The organism is Kiritimatiellia bacterium (assembly GCA_026417735.1).
In the GTDB taxonomy this organism is placed as follows: Bacteria; Verrucomicrobiota; Kiritimatiellia; order PWTM01; family PWTM01; genus CAACVY01.
In genome coordinates this window covers 21,688-36,372 of the sequence record JAOACR010000013.1, presented here as the reverse complement: position 1 = coordinate 36,372, position 14,685 = coordinate 21,688, and the positions used below count along the sequence as shown (strand labels likewise).

Below are 14,685 nucleotides of genomic sequence, written 5' to 3'. Positions count from 1 at the left end.
GGTGCCGCGCCAGAATGAAGTTTCGCGCGATCGGCCGGCTGGTGGGATGGGTGCTGGGGGCGATCGGGGGGGCGTTGCTGCTTTGTGCGGGCGTCGGCCGCGGGATGGGGGATCCGACGGCCGCGGTGTTTTCGCTGGGGGCCTCGGGGGTTGGAGCGCTCGCGGCGGGAGCGGCGCTCGGAGCTCTCTGCCGATGGCGCGGTGAGCTGACACGCCGGGAGGGAATCGCGGCGGTCGTTGCGGGGTGGGTAGCGGCCAGCCTTGCGGGCGCAGTGCCGTTCCGTCTTTCCGGTGCGATACCCACGTGGACGGCTGCGATCTTCGAAACCGTCTCGGGACTCACCACGACGGGCGCCTCCGTGCTGGCGCGGCCGGAAACATTGCCGCGGGGGCTGCTGCTGTGGCGCTCGATGACACACTTCATCGGGGGCATGGGTGTGCTGCTGCTGTTCGTCGCGGTGCTGCCACTGGTCGGAACGGGCGGCATGCAGCTGTTTCGGGCCGAAATGACCGGGCCCACAAAGGACCGGCTGACGCCGCGAATCGCGGGGACCGCGAAGCGGCTGTGGGCGGTGTACCTGGTGCTGAACGCCGCGGAGATCGTTGCGTTGCGACTGGCGGGTATGGGCTGGTTTGACGCGGTCTGCCACTCCTTCGCGACGATCGCGACCGGGGGCTTTTCCACGCGGAGTGAATCGCTCGGCGCGTTCACCTCTCCCGCGATTCACTGGATTGTGATCGTGTTCATGATGCTGAGCGGAGTGAATTTCGCGCTGCACTACCGCGCGGGCCTGGGCCGTTTTGATGTGTACGCCCGGGACTCGGAATTCAAACTTTATCTCCTGGTGCTGACAGTGTCGACGGTGGTGGTCTGCACAGTGGTGTGGTCCTCACGAGTGTTTGCCAAACCGGCGGACGCGCTTCGACATGCCGCGTTCACCGTGATTTCGATTGCGACGAGCACGGGTTTCACGACCGTAGATTACGACCAGTGGCCTGCGCTGGCGCGCTGGGTGCTGTTTCTTCTGATGTTTGTGGGTGGGTGCGCGGGCTCGACCAGCGGCTCGATCAAGGTCGTGCGGGTGCTGATCGCGTTGCGTCTGACTGCACGCGAGGTGTTCCGCTGGTTGCAACCAGAGGCGGTCGTCAGCGTGAAGGTGGACCGCGAGGCGGTTGATCCCCCCCTGCTGATGAACGTCATGGTGTTCATCCTCCTCTATCTCATGGTGTTCGCGGCCGGATCCCTGCTGATGGGGCTGCATTTCGGTGCGGACTGGATCAGCGCGGCATCGTCGGTCGCCACTTGCATGGGCAACATCGGACCCGGATTTGGAGCAGTGGGGCCCTCGCTGAACTACTCTTCGATTCCCTCGCCGGGTCTCGCCTTGCTGACGGTCTTGATGCTTCTCGGCCGTCTCGAGCTGTTTACGGTGTTGGTTCTCTTCGTGCCGGCTTTCTGGCGCCGCTGAGTCGGCCGCTGAGGGCGCGGTCTCCTATCGTGCACGAGTTCCGAGCGGCGACTTGGTCGAACCCGAGGTTCGCGGAAATCCCAGCGTCCCCAACCTTCCTTTGGATGGTGGCGTCCGCGGTGGACCGCGGAGCCGCACCGGGAGAACGGACGATGATGACGGCGACCGTTGCGGCGGAATGGCTGGGACGAGTGTACGGGGAGATGAGGTCGGCGACCGTTGCCGAGGCCGCGTCGCGATCGAGAGCAGATGCGCCAACGGAGCGGCATCTGCAGTGTGTCTGGTACGACCCGGCGCTGCGCCCCGGGGGGCTCGTCACGACGGAGGGCGAGCCGGTGGAGGTGGTGAGTCCGGGTGTCTGGAATCTCGAGGCAGGACCGGATTTCGTGGGCGCGGCCATTCGTGTGGGCGCTGGCCGCCGTCAGCTGGTGGGTGATGTGGAAATTCATCTGCGTGCGTCCGACTGGGCGCGTCACAGGCACGGTGAAGATCCGCGGTATGCGGGTGTTCGTATCCACGTGACACTGGTGCCGCCCCCCCGGGCGGTGATGCCCCACGGTGCAGTTTGCATTCCGTTCGCGGAGCCACTGTCCCGAAATCCCGAGTTTTCTTGGGCGGGTGTGGATCTGACGGCTTACCCCTACTCGGCGCGGGCGCAGCCAGCGCCATGCGAGCAGGCGCTACGGGGATGGTCGCCCGATGAGGTGGAACGTCTGCTCGAATCTGCAGGCGCCGAACGTCTCCGCCAGAAAGCCGAGCGGATTTGCCAGCGGTCAGAACTTGTCGGCACGAACCAGGCTCTCTGGGAGGAGGTGTTGGCGGCCTTGGGATACAAGCACAACAAAGGGGCGGCACGGAAGCTGGCGCAGCGCGTACCGCTGGCCGAGCTGATCGCCGCGTCGGAGGGAGATGCGGAGTCGGCGGCCGCGATCCTCTGGGGCGCATCGGGGCTACTGCCGGAAGCCGGACCCATGGTGGCCACGGCCCGACGGGTCTGGGACCGGTGGTGGAAGTTTCGTGCGCGATGGTGCGGGCGCGCTCTCACGCGGGCAGACTGGCGACTGGACGGCGTTCGACCCGCCAATCGGCCAGAACGACGCCTTCGGGCGGCGGCGGTGTGGGCGGTGCGCTCGCCGCTGCCCGCCGAACGTTGGTCCGCCGCCGTAGCAGCGGGTCCGCGGGAATTTGTGCGGTGTGTGCTTCGGGATCTCGTGATCCCTGACCCGGCAGGTGAAGGGGGAGCCGCCGCGTTGGGGCGTTCTCGCGCGGTCGCCGTTCTCGTCAACGTGGCCGTTCCATTCGCGATGTCTCTCGGGGTTCCCATAACGGGGGACCCCCGCTGGCTGCGTGCGTTGCCGGACGAGGCGCCCAATGCCATTGAACGCCAAATGGCCTACACGTTGCTGGGGAGGGATCATCCGGCTGCGTGGTGCCGCGGCGCACTTCGCCGTCAGGGCCTGATCCAAATCTTTACAGATTTCTGCCTGCGTGATCGGTCCCACTGTGAAGACTGTCCGTTTCCCGCCTGGTTGGCAGCGGCACGTAGCCCCAACTCGGCTCGCCCGGAATCCGCCAGCGCATGAGGGAGCAGGGGGAGTTGTCCCTGCGATGGAGCGGCTCACTGCGCCGGGTTGGGATCTATGAGCGTTCGCGCCGCCGAGAGAAGCCCATCTCGCCGTGGAAGGTGCGTACCGGAAACCGCCGAGATGGTTCTGCTTGTGCCGGAGATACTGCGCAAAGGGCGATCACCTTTCCACCGTGTTACACGCTTCAGAGCCGAAGGCTGCAAGGGGAAAGGCCCTGAGACGACTCTGCGAGCCCTCTTTTGGACGGCCCGGGGGGAATTGCCGCTCTGCCGCACGACGGAGGAGCGTCAACGGCGTGCTACGGCAGAGTAAACCGAAGCGTTCGCTCCGGCAGCTGAGCTGGGGGGCGGAGGCGTCTGCGCGGCGGGGCGAGGGCTGCCGCCGAAGAAGCGAGTGAGCAACGCGACCTCGCACAGGATACAGCTGCGCAGCGGCAAGAGAGGTCAGCGGACAGCGGTGCCGGGGGCCGGTTCGCTGCCTGCAGGTCTGGCGCTCTCGGGCCGGCGGCTGAGCCGTCCGACGTCCCGGATGGTGATCAGCAGCAAGAGCCCGATCAGCAGCAGTCCGAACACGCGGTGAACCGCGGCCACCAGCGGGGCGGGCACCGGGCGGCGCGTCAAGCCTTCCCAGGCCGCCAGCACAATATGGCCGCCGTCGAGAACGGGAAGCGGCAGCAGATTCAAGATCGCGAGATTCACGTTCAGCAGACCAGTGACCCACAGCGCAAGCAGGACACTCGTGCGCGCCGCCATCCAGTACATCTGAAAGATGTAGAGCGGTCCGCCGACGGACCTGACGGCATGGCCTCGCTCGGTGCGGCTGCCCAGAGCGCGCAACACGCGGAAGACCGGTGCGGCCCATGCGCGGAGCTGCGCGAGCGGCTTCATGGAGAGATCGAAGCGGTTCATTTCGATACCGATCATCACGCGGCCGAAAGCGGGGTTCCAGACAGGACGCACCGTCAGTGTGAGCCGCCGGCCCTCGCGCTCTACGACTAGCGGCACTTCGCGATCCCGGTAACGCTGTGTCGCCTGTACGAACTGCTCGATGCTGTAGATGGGCTCACCATCGAGCTCTCGGATGATGTCTCGCCGGCGGATTCCCGCCAGGTCGGCCGGCTGACCCGGGAACGTGCCGATCACCAGACAGGGCGTGGCCTTTTCCACTCCTTCGAGCACGTGCACGCCCTCGCCGGTGGGCGAGGTGCGCACCCGGAGGACTGCGGTGGTGCCGTCTGGCCGCTGCACGCGCAATCGGAGCTCCTCGTTCAGCGCCGCGTTGACCATCACGTCGTCCCACGTTCGTACGGGGGAGCCGTTCACGTCCAAAATTCGATCACCGATTCGCAGACCGGCGGACCATGCGGGGCTGTTGGTCGCGACGCTGCCGACCACCGGTTCGCGGTGACTGGCCGACCGGCCCGCTGCGAGGTAAATCGCCACAGCGGCGAGGAACGCCAGCAGAAGGTTCGCAACCGCGCCCGCCAACGCGACCGCGATACGGTAGTGCGGCGCAGCGGGCGGCGGCTGCGCGCCTCCCTCCGTGGCCCCTCCGCCGGGTTCCATTTGCGGCAGCGCCACGTATCCGCCGAACGGCAACGCACCAAGCTTCCATCGCACGCCGCGAATTCGGCGGCTCCAGATGGCAGGGCCGAAGCCGATCGAAAACGTCTCCACGACCATCCCGCAACGCCGCGCGACGAGAAAATGCCCCAGCTCGTGCACGAAGATCGTCAAGCTGAACAACAGCACCGCTGCGACGAGGGTGAGGACCGCAATCATAACGGCCGAGGGGGAAAGGAACCGCGCATTTCAGATCACCACATGGCGGAGGTAAAGGTACAGGATGGGGGCGGCCGGCAACAAGCTGTCCACCACGTCCAACAGACCGCCCAGCCCCGGCAGCAGCGCGCCGGCGTCCTTGACACCGGCCGCACGTTTCAGCAGTGATTCTGCCAAGTCCCCCAGCACTCCGGCGACAGAGAGCGCGACGCCGAGCACTCCCGCGTGAGCGAGCGGGATGGTGACAGGCGAGACCGAAGCCGGCCACCCTGCGGCCGCTGCGAGGCTAACCGCGACCGAGGTCGCAACACCGCCGAAGAAGCCCTCCCAGCTCTTTGCCGGCGAGATGCGCGGAATCATCTTGTGCCGCCCGATCGCGCATCCGATGAAATAGGCGCCGGCATCACCCGCTTTCACCACCGCGATCATGTAGAGCAGCAGCCAGCGGCCGTCCGGCGAATCGCCCCAGGCCATCAGGAGGCGCACGAAAAATGACATCGGCAACGCGATGTACAGCAGGCCCATCAGCGTGCCCGACATCGTTTCGATCGGGCGGGGGTTGAAGCGCTGGTGGAACTGGCGGGCAAAGATCACAAAGAAGGCCGCAAACCAGGCGTGTGCAAACAGGGATTCCGGGCCGTCCGGTCCCGGATGTCGGAACCCCCACCAAGTCGCGCTGACGACCGCGATGCCGCCGGCGACGCCGAACCAGCGGAAGCTGGGCAGACGGGCGGCGTCGAGCAGTGCGTAGAACTCCCACTGCGCTCGTGCGGTCACAAGGAGGATGACCGCCAGCGCCCATCCCCCGCGCGCCCAGGCCATAGCGGCAGCGAGGGCCGCAATGAGTAGCACCGCGTTCCGGAGCCGCGCGCGGAGCTCATTCATTGAATGTCTCCGAACCGCCGTCGGCGTCCGCGGTAGGACGCCAGCGCGGCACGAAATTCCTCCTCGCGGAAGTCCGGCCAGAGCACCGGCGTGAAGTAGAGTTCGGCATAGGAGATCTGCCAAAGCAGAAAGTTGCTGAGTCGAAGCTCACCGCTGGTCCGGATCACGAGGTCGGGGTCGGGGAGGTCCGGCGCGTACAGGTGACGCGCGACGACCTCTTCGTTCACGCTCTGCGGATCCAGCTGGCCATCGCGGACCGCCTGCGCGATGCGTCGGGCAGCATCCGCGATCTCTGCTCGACCGCCGTAGCTGAGCGCGAGCACAAGCTGCCGGTCGCGGTAGTGCGCGGTGGCGGCGATCACGCGCTCCAGCTCCGCGCGCACGGCGGGGGGCAGATCCTGCAGTCGGCCGATCGCGCGCAGTCGGGTCCGGTGCTCGTGCAGCTCGTGCTCGCGCTCGCGGAGAAAACGGCGCAGCAGTCTCATGAGGCCGTGCACCTCCTCCCGTGGGCGGACCCAGTTCTCCACGCTGAACGCGTATAGCGTTAGAATTTCGATGCCGACCTCCTTGCACACCCGCAGCACGGCGGAGATGGACTCGGCACCCTCCCGATGTCCCCGCAACCGCGGCCAGCCGCGCTGGCGGGCCCAGCGGCCGTTGCCGTCCATGATGATCGCAACGTGCCGGGGAATCCGGTTGGCCGCCGTCGTATTCATCCGTGCTCCACGCCGGGGGGATCGAGCACGATGGTGTTCTCGCGACCGGCGCCGAGCGAGAGGATCCCGATCGGCACGCCGGTGAGCTGTTCGATGCGCGCGAGGTACCGACGCGCCGCAGCGGGCAGATCCTCGAGCCGGCGGACATGCTGCAGCGAGCCGGTCCAACCGGGCATTTCCTCGTAAACTGGCTGACAGGCGGCGAGCGCGCGTGCGTCGGCGGGAACGTCATCGAGCCGCCGGCCGTTCAGTTCATAGGCGACACACAGGCGGATCGGGTCAAACCCGCCGAGCACATCCAGCTTGGTCAGCGCCCACTGCTGTACGCCGTTGATGCGGGCAGAGTAGCGCGCGACGACCGCGTCCCACCACCCACAACGGCGCGGGCGGCCGGTGGTGGCGCCGAATTCACGGCCGGCCTGCCGCAGCGCCTCGCCGGTGGCGTCGGTCAGTTCGGTGGGGAAGGGGCCTTCACCGACGCGCGTGGTATAGGCCTTCAGCACGCCAATCACGCGGGAAATCCGGTTGGGCGGGACGCCGCTGCCGGTGCATGCGCCGCCGGCGGTCGCGTTCGAGGAGGTGACAAACGGGTACGTGCCGAAGTCCACATCGAGCATGGTGCCCTGTGCACCTTCGAATAGCACTGCCTCCCCCCGCCGCCAGGCTTCGTCCAGCAGCCGGGAGGTGTCGGTGACGTGGGGAGCCAGCTGCCGTGCCGCCGCAGCGATCTGCGCGGCCAGCGGACCGACCTCGAGCGCCGGCTGTCCGGTCGCCGCCAGTTGTCGGTTCGCAGCTTCCAGCCGTTCGCGAACGATTTGCGGGAAGTCGGGATCGGTGAGCGCGCACGCGCGCAGCCCGATCCGCATCGCCTTGTCCACGTAGGCGGGGCCAATGCCGCGCTGAGTGGTGCCAATCCGCTCGCCGCGGCCGAGCGCCGCTTCGCGTCCCGCGTCGAGCGCGCGGTGGTATGGCAGCACCAGATGGGCGCGATCGCTCAGGAACAGTCGGTCACGCAGGTCCACACCCGCCGCGCGCAGCTCGTCGATCTCCGCACAGAGCGCGACGGGGTCCACCACCACCCCATTGCCGATCACGCATCGGACGCCGGGTCGCATCGCGCCGGACGGCAGCAGATGCAGCACATGTCGAACGCCACCGATCTCCACCGTGTGGCCGGCGTTGTTGCCGCCCTGATAGCGCACAACCCAGTCGGCCCGCTCGGTGAGCACATCGATGACCTTGCCTTTGCCTTCGTCGCCCCACTGCGCACCGATGAGAACCGTGAACATCGCCATCTGTTGCTCCCCGGCGCGGGCGGCGCCGCGCTCAACCGTCGATCCGTGCGAATCCGCGGCGTCCTGCCCGGATCACGCAGCCAGGCGGAGGCCGAACCAGCGCGGTCGGATCGGTGATCCGCTCTCCACCGACCTCCACCGCACCCTGGAGGATCAGTCGGCGGGCCTCGCTGTTGGTCGGGGCCAGACCCGCCCGCACCAACAACGCATACAACCGCACGCCGCTCGCCCGCTCCTCGTCGTTCAGCGAGACGGCCGGCATCTCGCTGGGCGGCTCCCGCCGAGTAAACACCTTCGCAAACTCCGCGGACGCGGCGTCCGCTGCTGCTGTTCCGTGGAATCGCGCGACAATCCGCCGCGCCAGTTCGTCCTTTTCGTCGCGGGGGGAGCGGCGACCGGCGGCGACCTCGGCCTGCCGCGCCCGCACTTCCGCCTCCGGGCAGCCCATCACCAGCGCCCAGTACTTCCACATCAGGTGGTCCGGCAGCGACATGATCTTGCCGAACATCTCTCCCGGCGGATCCGTGACCCCGACGTAGTTGCCCAGGCTCTTGCTCATCTTCTGGTGACCGTCGAGCCCCTCCAGCAACGGCATCGTCATCACCACCTGCGGTGGCTGCCCCATCGCGGTCTGCAGCTCGCGGCCCAACAGCAGATTGAACAGCTGGTCCGTCCCCCCCAGCTCCACGTCGGCGCGAACCATGACCGAATCGTAGGCTTGCACGAGGGGGTAGAGAAACTCCACCAGCGAGATGGGCCGGCCGGCCGCGTGCCGCGCACCGAAATCGTCACGTTGGAGCATCTGCGCGACGGTGACGTGCGCGGCGAGCCGGATCACTTCGTCAAACCGGAGCGGATCCAGCCACTCCGAGTTGTAGCGCACCTCGGTGCGGTCCTCTCGCAGAATGCGGAACACCTGTGCCTGGTAGGTGCGGGCGTTCTCTGCGACCTGCTGCGCGCTGAGCGGTGGCCGGGTCTTCGAGCGGCCGGACGGATCACCGATCCGCGCGGTGAAGTCGCCGATGATGAACACCACCGTGTGACCGAGGTCCTGGAACTGGCGGAGCTTGTTCAGCCCCACCACGTGACCAAGATGAAGGTCCGGCGCCGAGGGGTCCGCGCCGTATTTTATCCGAAGCGGCCGCCCTTCTGTCGCACAGGTATGCAGACGGTGAGCTAACTCCTCTCGCGAGACGAGGTCCACCGTGCGGCTCGCCAGCGCTTCGAGTTGCGCGGCCACCTGCGCGTTCATCGAGTGTTCTCCGATGCGGCCCTCGTCAGCGGGGCCGACGCCGCGTCAGGAAGCCGGCCCGTCGCGGTCGTCCCTCGACGATTCGCCGGGGTGCCACTCTTTCGTGCCGAGCGAGCCAAACGCCTCTTCGAACGCGCCCGCAATGTCCACCAGGTTTTCGCCCGGCCGCAGGCCCTGCAGCATTTCGTCGCTGACGGTGAACTCCTCGTCGGGCACCTGTGCCGCCTTGATGCTCAGACCGATCTTCCGTTCGACCGGGTCGATCTTGATCACGCGCGCCTCGACCTCCTGGCCCGGTTGCAGCACGTCGCGAACCCGCGAGACCCGCTCGTCGCTGATCTGGCTGATGTGGACCAGCCCGTCGATTCCCTCCTCCAGCTCCACGAAGGCCCCAAACGAGGCGACCTTCGATACGCGTCCCTTCACGCGTTGGCCGACGCGGTACCGTTGCTGCACACCCGACCACGGGTCCGGCTGCGCCTGTTTCAAACCGAGGCTGATGCGTTGTTCGGTCGGATCCACCTCGAGGACCACGCACTCGACCTCCTGATCCTTCTGCAGCACCTCGGAGGGATGGTTGACCTTGCGCGTCCACGAGAGATCGGACACGTGAATCATGCCGTCGATCCCCTCCTCAATTTCGACAAACGCGCCATAGTTGGTGAAATTGCGCACGCGTCCCTTCACGCGGCTGCCGATCGGATAGCGTTCCTGCACGCGCTCCCAGGGGTTTTCGAGGGTTTGACGGAGCCCCAGCGAAATTTTCTGGTCCGCCGCGCTCACGCCCAGCACCACCGCCTCTACCTCGTCGCCGACCTTCAGCACGTCCGACGCCTTCACCACCCGCTTCGTCCACGACATTTCGGACACGTGGATCAACCCTTCCACGCCCGGCTCCAGCTCCACGAACGCGCCATAGGGGACGAGGCTGACCACTTTGCCGCGAACGCGCGAATTCACCGGATAGCGGTCTTCGACGCCCTCCCACGGGTTCGCCATGCGCTGTTTCAGGCCCAGCGAGATCCGTTCTTTCTCGTGGTCCACGCTGAGCACCACCACCTCGACCTCTTGGCCGACCTGCACCACCTCCGAGGGGTGGTTCAGCCGGCGGTAGGACATGTCGGTGATGTGCAGAAGGCCGTCCATGCCCTGCAGGTCCACGAACGCGCCGTACTCGGTGAGGTTCTTCACGACGCCGCGACGGATCTGGCCGGGCCGGATGTCGCGCAACAGCTCCCGTTTCGCCTCGCGGCGCCGCTCCTCCAGCAGCTCGCGACGGGACAACACCACGTTGCGCCGCTCCTTGTTGATCTTCACGATCTTGAACTCGAGCGTCTTCCCGAGGTAGTCGTCCGGGTTCTTCACTGCGCCCACATCGAGCTGGGACGCCGGCACAAACGCGTCCACGCCGATGTCTACGATCATGCCGCCCTTCACCCGCGCCTTCACCTCGCCGGTCACCGCGCTCCCCTCGGTGCAGTTGAGCACGATGTTCTCCCATTTGCGCTGCTGCTCGGCGCGCACCTTGCTGACCTCGACGAGGCCATCGTCGTTTTCAAGGTTTTCGATCAGAACTTCGAACTGGTCGCCAGGCCGCAGCTGGTCGAGCCCCTCGCGAAACTCCGATGCCGGCAGCGTGCCCTCGGACTTGTAGCCGATATCGACCAGGACCTCCGTCGGCCGCACCTCGAGCACGCGAGCGGTCACAATCGCGCCCTCGGTAAAATCGCGCAGCGTCTCTTCGTACATTTTTTCGAGCGCCGCACGTTGTGCGTCCGGCCCGGTGACCGCCGGGCTCCGGGTTGTCGTCTTGTGTGCCATGGGTGATGTGTTGTTGCTTCGGGCGCCCAAGCCCTGCCCGCGCAGGCGGAAACAGCGCCCCCTACATTCCCGCAAAAACCTCAGACTATCACGCCCCCTACGTCCTGACAACCGGGAATGACGACCTGCCCGACGCGCCGTTCCGGGGCCTCGCGCCGGGCTTGATCCGACCGATGCGGCCCGCTATCGTAGTCCGCGTTTTTATTCGGCGCGACGCCGGCCGGACGCCGGCGGTCGTTCGTGTGGAGAGCAAAAGTGAAAGCTGCGAGTGCAAGTCGTACCGGCTCGGTCGTCGGCAACATGGTGATCGCGCAGAGCGGCGGCCCAACCGCCGTGATCAATCAGAGTCTCGTCGGCGCGATCGTCGAGGCAAAGAAACACCGGGAGATCCGCGGAATTTACGGGTCGCTCCACGGGCTGAAAGGTCTGCTCGAGGATCGCCTCTGCGATCTGCGCAAGGAGACGCCCGCGAACCTCGAACTGGTCGCGAGGACGCCCGCCGCGGCGTTGGGCTCGGTCCGGAAGAAGCCCACCCCGGAAGACTGTGCGCGGGTGTTCGAGGTGCTGCGCCGGCGCGAAGTCCGCTATTTCTTCTATATCGGTGGGAACGACAGCGCCGAGACCACTCACATCATTGCGGAGGAGGCGCGCAAGGCCGGCTTCCCGATCCGCTGCTTCCACATCTGCAAGACGATTGACAACGACCTGCGCGAAAACGACCACACCCCCGGTTTTGGCAGCGCGGCGCGCTTTGTCGCGCTCGCGTTCATGGGCGACAACCTCGACAACCGTTCACTGCCGGGCGTGAAGATCAACGTGGTGATGGGTCGTCATGCCGGCTTCCTCACCGCCGCCTCCGCGCTCGCGCGGGTGTTTCCGGATGACGGTCCGCATCTGATTTATCTGCCCGAGCGGCCGTTTTCGATGGACAAGTTTCTCGAGGACGTGAAGGCGATCTACGCGAAGCACGGTCGCTGTGTGGTCGCGGTGTCGGAGGGCATCGCGGACGAACAGGGCGAGCCAATCGTCGCGAAGTTCACTCGCGAAACGGACTCGCACGGCAACGTGCAGCTCAGCGGCACCGGTGCGCTGGGCGATCTGCTGGCGCAGATGGTGCGCGCGAAGGCGGAGATCAGCCGGGTGCGGGCCGATACGTTCGGTTATCTGCAGCGCTCTTTTGTGGGGGTTGTCTCCGCGGTGGACGCTCGCGAGGCGCGCCGCGTGGGCGAAATGGCGGTGCGTTTCGCGGTCTCCGGTCGGCACGAGAGTGGCAGCACCGCGATCCGGCGGCTGCCGGGTCGCGCCTACAAGGTGGCGATCGATAGTGTCGAACTCTCAAAGGTCGCGAAGGAAACGCGGCACATGCCCGACGAGTTCATCTCGCCGGCGGGCAACGACGTGACGCCGGCGTTTCTGGAGTATGTGCGGCCGCTGGTGGGCGAGCTGCCGAAGATCGGGCGGCTGAAGGCGGTGCTGCTGCCGAAGGTGTAGTCGTTGGGGCGGGAGTCGGCGTCAGGCCGGCCCCCGCGCGAGGCGATGAATCGGCATCTGTTGATCTCGGTGGGGCTGCTCACCTGTAGCAACGTGTTCATGACGTTTGCGTGGTATGCGCACCTGCGCAACCTCGCGCACCGGCCGTGGTTCGTCGCCGCGATTGCGAGCTGGGCGATCGCGCTGTTCGAGTATCTGTTGCAGGTGCCGGCGAACCGGATCGGACATCAGGCGCTGAGCGTGCCGCAGCTGAAAATCCTGCAGGAGGCGATCACGCTGACGGTGTTTGTGCCGTTTTCGGTCCTCTACCTGAAGGAGCCAGTGCGCTCGGACTACCTGTGGGCGGCGCTCTGCATTCTGGCGGCGGTCTTTTTTGTCTTTCGTGCTCGGCTCGCCGGCGGCTGAGTGGGCCGCGGTTTACTCGTGGCGCAGCGCGACGATCGGATCGAGCCGCGCGGCGCGGACCGCCGGGTAGAGCCCGAAGATCAGCCCGATCGAGACGCTGATCCCGAACGACAGCACCAGGCTGTACAACGGCACCAGCGTCGGCATGCCGGACACACGCGTGATCAGCAGCGGGATCAGCACGCCGACCGCGATCCCGATCATACCGCCCACACCTGAGAGCACCACTGTTTCGATCAGGAACTGCTGGACGATCTGCCCGCGGCGCGCGCCGATTGCACGGCGGACGCCGATCTCGCGAGTCCGTTCCGTGACAGACGCGAGCATGATGTTCATGATGCCGATCCCGCCGACCAGCAGGCTGATGCCGGCGATCGAGCCGAGCACGATGTTGAAGGTGCGCTTCGTGCGCTCCGCCTGCCGGAGCAGCGCGAGCGGGACGCTCAGTTTGTAGTCTTTTCGCGGATGAAACGTGCGCAGCATCGCCTCGATCGCGCGGGCCATTGGTTCAACCATCTCATCGCGCTCAATTTCCACAAGGATCTGGTGCAGCTCCACCTTCTCCATCTCCCGGCTGCCGGACGTGATCCGCGCGTTGATCTCGCCGAAGAGCTGGAGCTGGACGTTCATCGGTACGTACGCGTCCACCTCCTCGTCCGGAACCGCAATGTTGCGACCACTCACGCCGCTTTCGACAATGCCGATCACCTCGAAGAACTGGTTGCCGATCTGAATTTTTTCCCCAATCACGTGTTCGGCGGCCAGCAGCCGGCGCGCGCCGGTCTCGGTGAGCACGCAGACGCGGGCGAAGTGGCGCGCATCCTCCTCGCGCAACACGCGGCCGGCGACCACTCGGCGCGGAACCAGCTCAAACCAAGTCGGGTGGGTCGCAACCACCCTCAGTTCCATCCGGCGCATGCCGAGCATCCCATCCCGTCGCATCAGGCGCACCGGTACGATCCGGCGGATCGCCGGGCCGAGCTCCCGGATCCGTTCCGCGTCCTCGTATTTCAGACCGTAGACGCTCATCCGGATGTAGCGCCGCGACGAGATCTCCTCGTCCACGACTTTCTGCGACTGGATGATGATGTTGCGGCTGCCGACTTTGCGGATCTCATTGAGCGCCTCCTGGCTGGCCCCTTCGCCGACCGCCAGCATCGCAATCACGCTGCCGACGCCGAACACCACGCCGAGGGTGGTCAGCAGCGAGCGGGTTTTGTGCAGCAGGATGTCCTTCACCCCCAGCCGCAGATTTCGCACGAGGCCGATCAGCGTCACGACGCGGCGACCTCTTCCCGTTCGATCTGTCCGTCCCGCAGCCAGATGCGGCGGCGGGCGTAGGCGGCGATGTCTGGCTCGTGAGTGACGAGAATCACTGTTCGACCGTCGCGGTTGAGCGACGCCAGCAGCTCCATGATTTGCAGACCGGTGCGGCTGTCGAGATTGCCGGTCGGCTCGTCGGCGAGGATCACGGGCGGATCGTTCGCCAGCGCGCGGGCGATCGCCACGCGCTGGCACTGGCCGCCGGAGAGCTCCGCCGGTCGGTGACGGAGGCGGTCGGCCAACCCGACCATCTCGGCGAGCTTCTCCGCGCGCGCGCGGCTTTCCGCCGGCGGGACTCCGCGGTAGTACATGGGCAGCTCGATGTTCTCGCGCACGGTGAGCTGGGGGATCAGGTTGAAGCTCTGGAACACAAAGCCCAGGTGCCGCAGCCGGTATTCGCTGAGCGCGTCGTCGTCCAGCTCTTCCACGTTCGCGCCGTCCAGCCAGTAGCGGCCGCGGCTGGGGCGGTCGAGACAGCCGATCAGGTTCATCAGGGTACTCTTGCCCGAGCCGCTGGGGCCGAGCAGGCCAAAGAACTCCCCCCGGTGGATTTCCAGTGTGATCCCCCGCAGCGCGGGCACGTCGGTCTGGCCGACGCGATACACTTTCTCGACGTTCTCGAGCCGGATCATTGGCGTGCGCGATGCAGCGGGCGCGAGCG

General features: G+C 66.5%; 12 protein-coding genes. 4 read left to right on the top strand and 8 right to left on the bottom strand.

Annotated elements, in window-relative coordinates; all coding sequences use genetic code 11:
- Positions 1-14: 14 nt before the first annotated feature.
- Together N2652_07220 and N2652_07215 are read left to right on the top strand one after the other, a co-directional pair.
- Positions 15-1,469, top strand: a complete 1,455-nt coding sequence (locus tag N2652_07220) for a TrkH family potassium uptake protein (GenBank protein ID MCX7818978.1) — start codon at positions 15-17, stop codon at positions 1,467-1,469.
- 152 nt (positions 1,470-1,621) lie between these two features.
- The gene (locus N2652_07215; GenBank protein MCX7818977.1) at positions 1,622-3,052 is read left to right on the top strand and encodes a DUF2851 family protein; all 1,431 of its coding nucleotides are present in this window, start codon (positions 1,622-1,624) and stop codon (positions 3,050-3,052) included.
- A 446-nt stretch (positions 3,053-3,498) separates the two neighbouring features.
- On the opposite strand, the gene rseP is transcribed toward N2652_07215, so the two are convergent.
- Genes rseP through N2652_07185 form a run of 6 tightly spaced genes read right to left on the bottom strand, consistent with a single transcriptional unit; the run spans position 3,499 to position 10,805 of the window.
- Positions 3,499-4,836, bottom strand: a complete 1,338-nt coding sequence (gene rseP, locus N2652_07210; protein ID MCX7818976.1) for an RIP metalloprotease RseP — start codon at positions 4,834-4,836, stop codon at positions 3,499-3,501.
- Between the two features lie 30 nt (positions 4,837-4,866).
- Positions 4,867-5,721: a phosphatidate cytidylyltransferase gene (locus tag N2652_07205; protein ID MCX7818975.1), complete on the bottom strand. Its 855-nt coding sequence runs from the start codon at positions 5,719-5,721 to the stop codon at positions 4,867-4,869.
- Positions 5,718-6,437: an isoprenyl transferase gene (locus N2652_07200; protein ID MCX7818974.1), complete on the bottom strand. Its 720-nt coding sequence runs from the start codon at positions 6,435-6,437 to the stop codon at positions 5,718-5,720. Before N2652_07200 ends, N2652_07205 begins: the two co-directional genes overlap by 4 nt.
- Positions 6,434-7,726 carry an adenylosuccinate synthase gene (locus tag N2652_07195; GenBank protein MCX7818973.1) on the bottom strand — a complete coding sequence of 431 codons (1,293 nt, stop codon included), beginning with the start codon at positions 7,724-7,726 and terminating at the stop codon, positions 6,434-6,436. Before N2652_07195 ends, N2652_07200 begins: the two co-directional genes overlap by 4 nt.
- 37 nt (positions 7,727-7,763) lie before the next feature.
- Positions 7,764-8,984, bottom strand: coding sequence for a tyrosine--tRNA ligase (gene tyrS, locus N2652_07190; GenBank protein ID MCX7818972.1), 1,221 nt, complete (start codon positions 8,982-8,984; stop codon positions 7,764-7,766).
- A gap of 45 nt (positions 8,985-9,029) precedes the next feature.
- Positions 9,030-10,805 (bottom strand): 30S ribosomal protein S1, encoded by a 1,776-nt coding sequence (locus N2652_07185; GenBank protein MCX7818971.1) that lies wholly within the window; start codon positions 10,803-10,805, stop codon positions 9,030-9,032.
- A gap of 300 nt (positions 10,806-11,105) precedes the next feature.
- Between N2652_07185 and N2652_07180 the strand changes: the two genes are divergently transcribed.
- Together N2652_07180 and N2652_07175 are read left to right on the top strand one after the other, a co-directional pair.
- Positions 11,106-12,296 (top strand): 6-phosphofructokinase, encoded by a 1,191-nt coding sequence (locus N2652_07180; protein ID MCX7818970.1) that lies wholly within the window; start codon positions 11,106-11,108, stop codon positions 12,294-12,296.
- Between the two features lie 45 nt (positions 12,297-12,341).
- The gene (locus tag N2652_07175) at positions 12,342-12,701 is read left to right on the top strand and encodes a DMT family protein (protein ID MCX7818969.1); all 360 of its coding nucleotides are present in this window, start codon (positions 12,342-12,344) and stop codon (positions 12,699-12,701) included.
- Between the two features lie 12 nt (positions 12,702-12,713).
- Here N2652_07175 and N2652_07170 read toward each other — a convergent pair whose 3' ends face one another.
- Both N2652_07170 and N2652_07165 read right to left on the bottom strand, forming a co-directional pair.
- The gene (locus N2652_07170) at positions 12,714-13,979 is read right to left on the bottom strand and encodes an ABC transporter permease (protein ID MCX7818968.1); all 1,266 of its coding nucleotides are present in this window, start codon (positions 13,977-13,979) and stop codon (positions 12,714-12,716) included.
- Positions 13,976-14,656 carry an ABC transporter ATP-binding protein gene (locus tag N2652_07165; GenBank protein ID MCX7818967.1) on the bottom strand — a complete coding sequence of 227 codons (681 nt, stop codon included), beginning with the start codon at positions 14,654-14,656 and terminating at the stop codon, positions 13,976-13,978. The genes N2652_07170 and N2652_07165 overlap by 4 nt, the downstream gene beginning before the upstream one ends.
- Positions 14,657-14,685 lie beyond the last annotated feature (29 nt).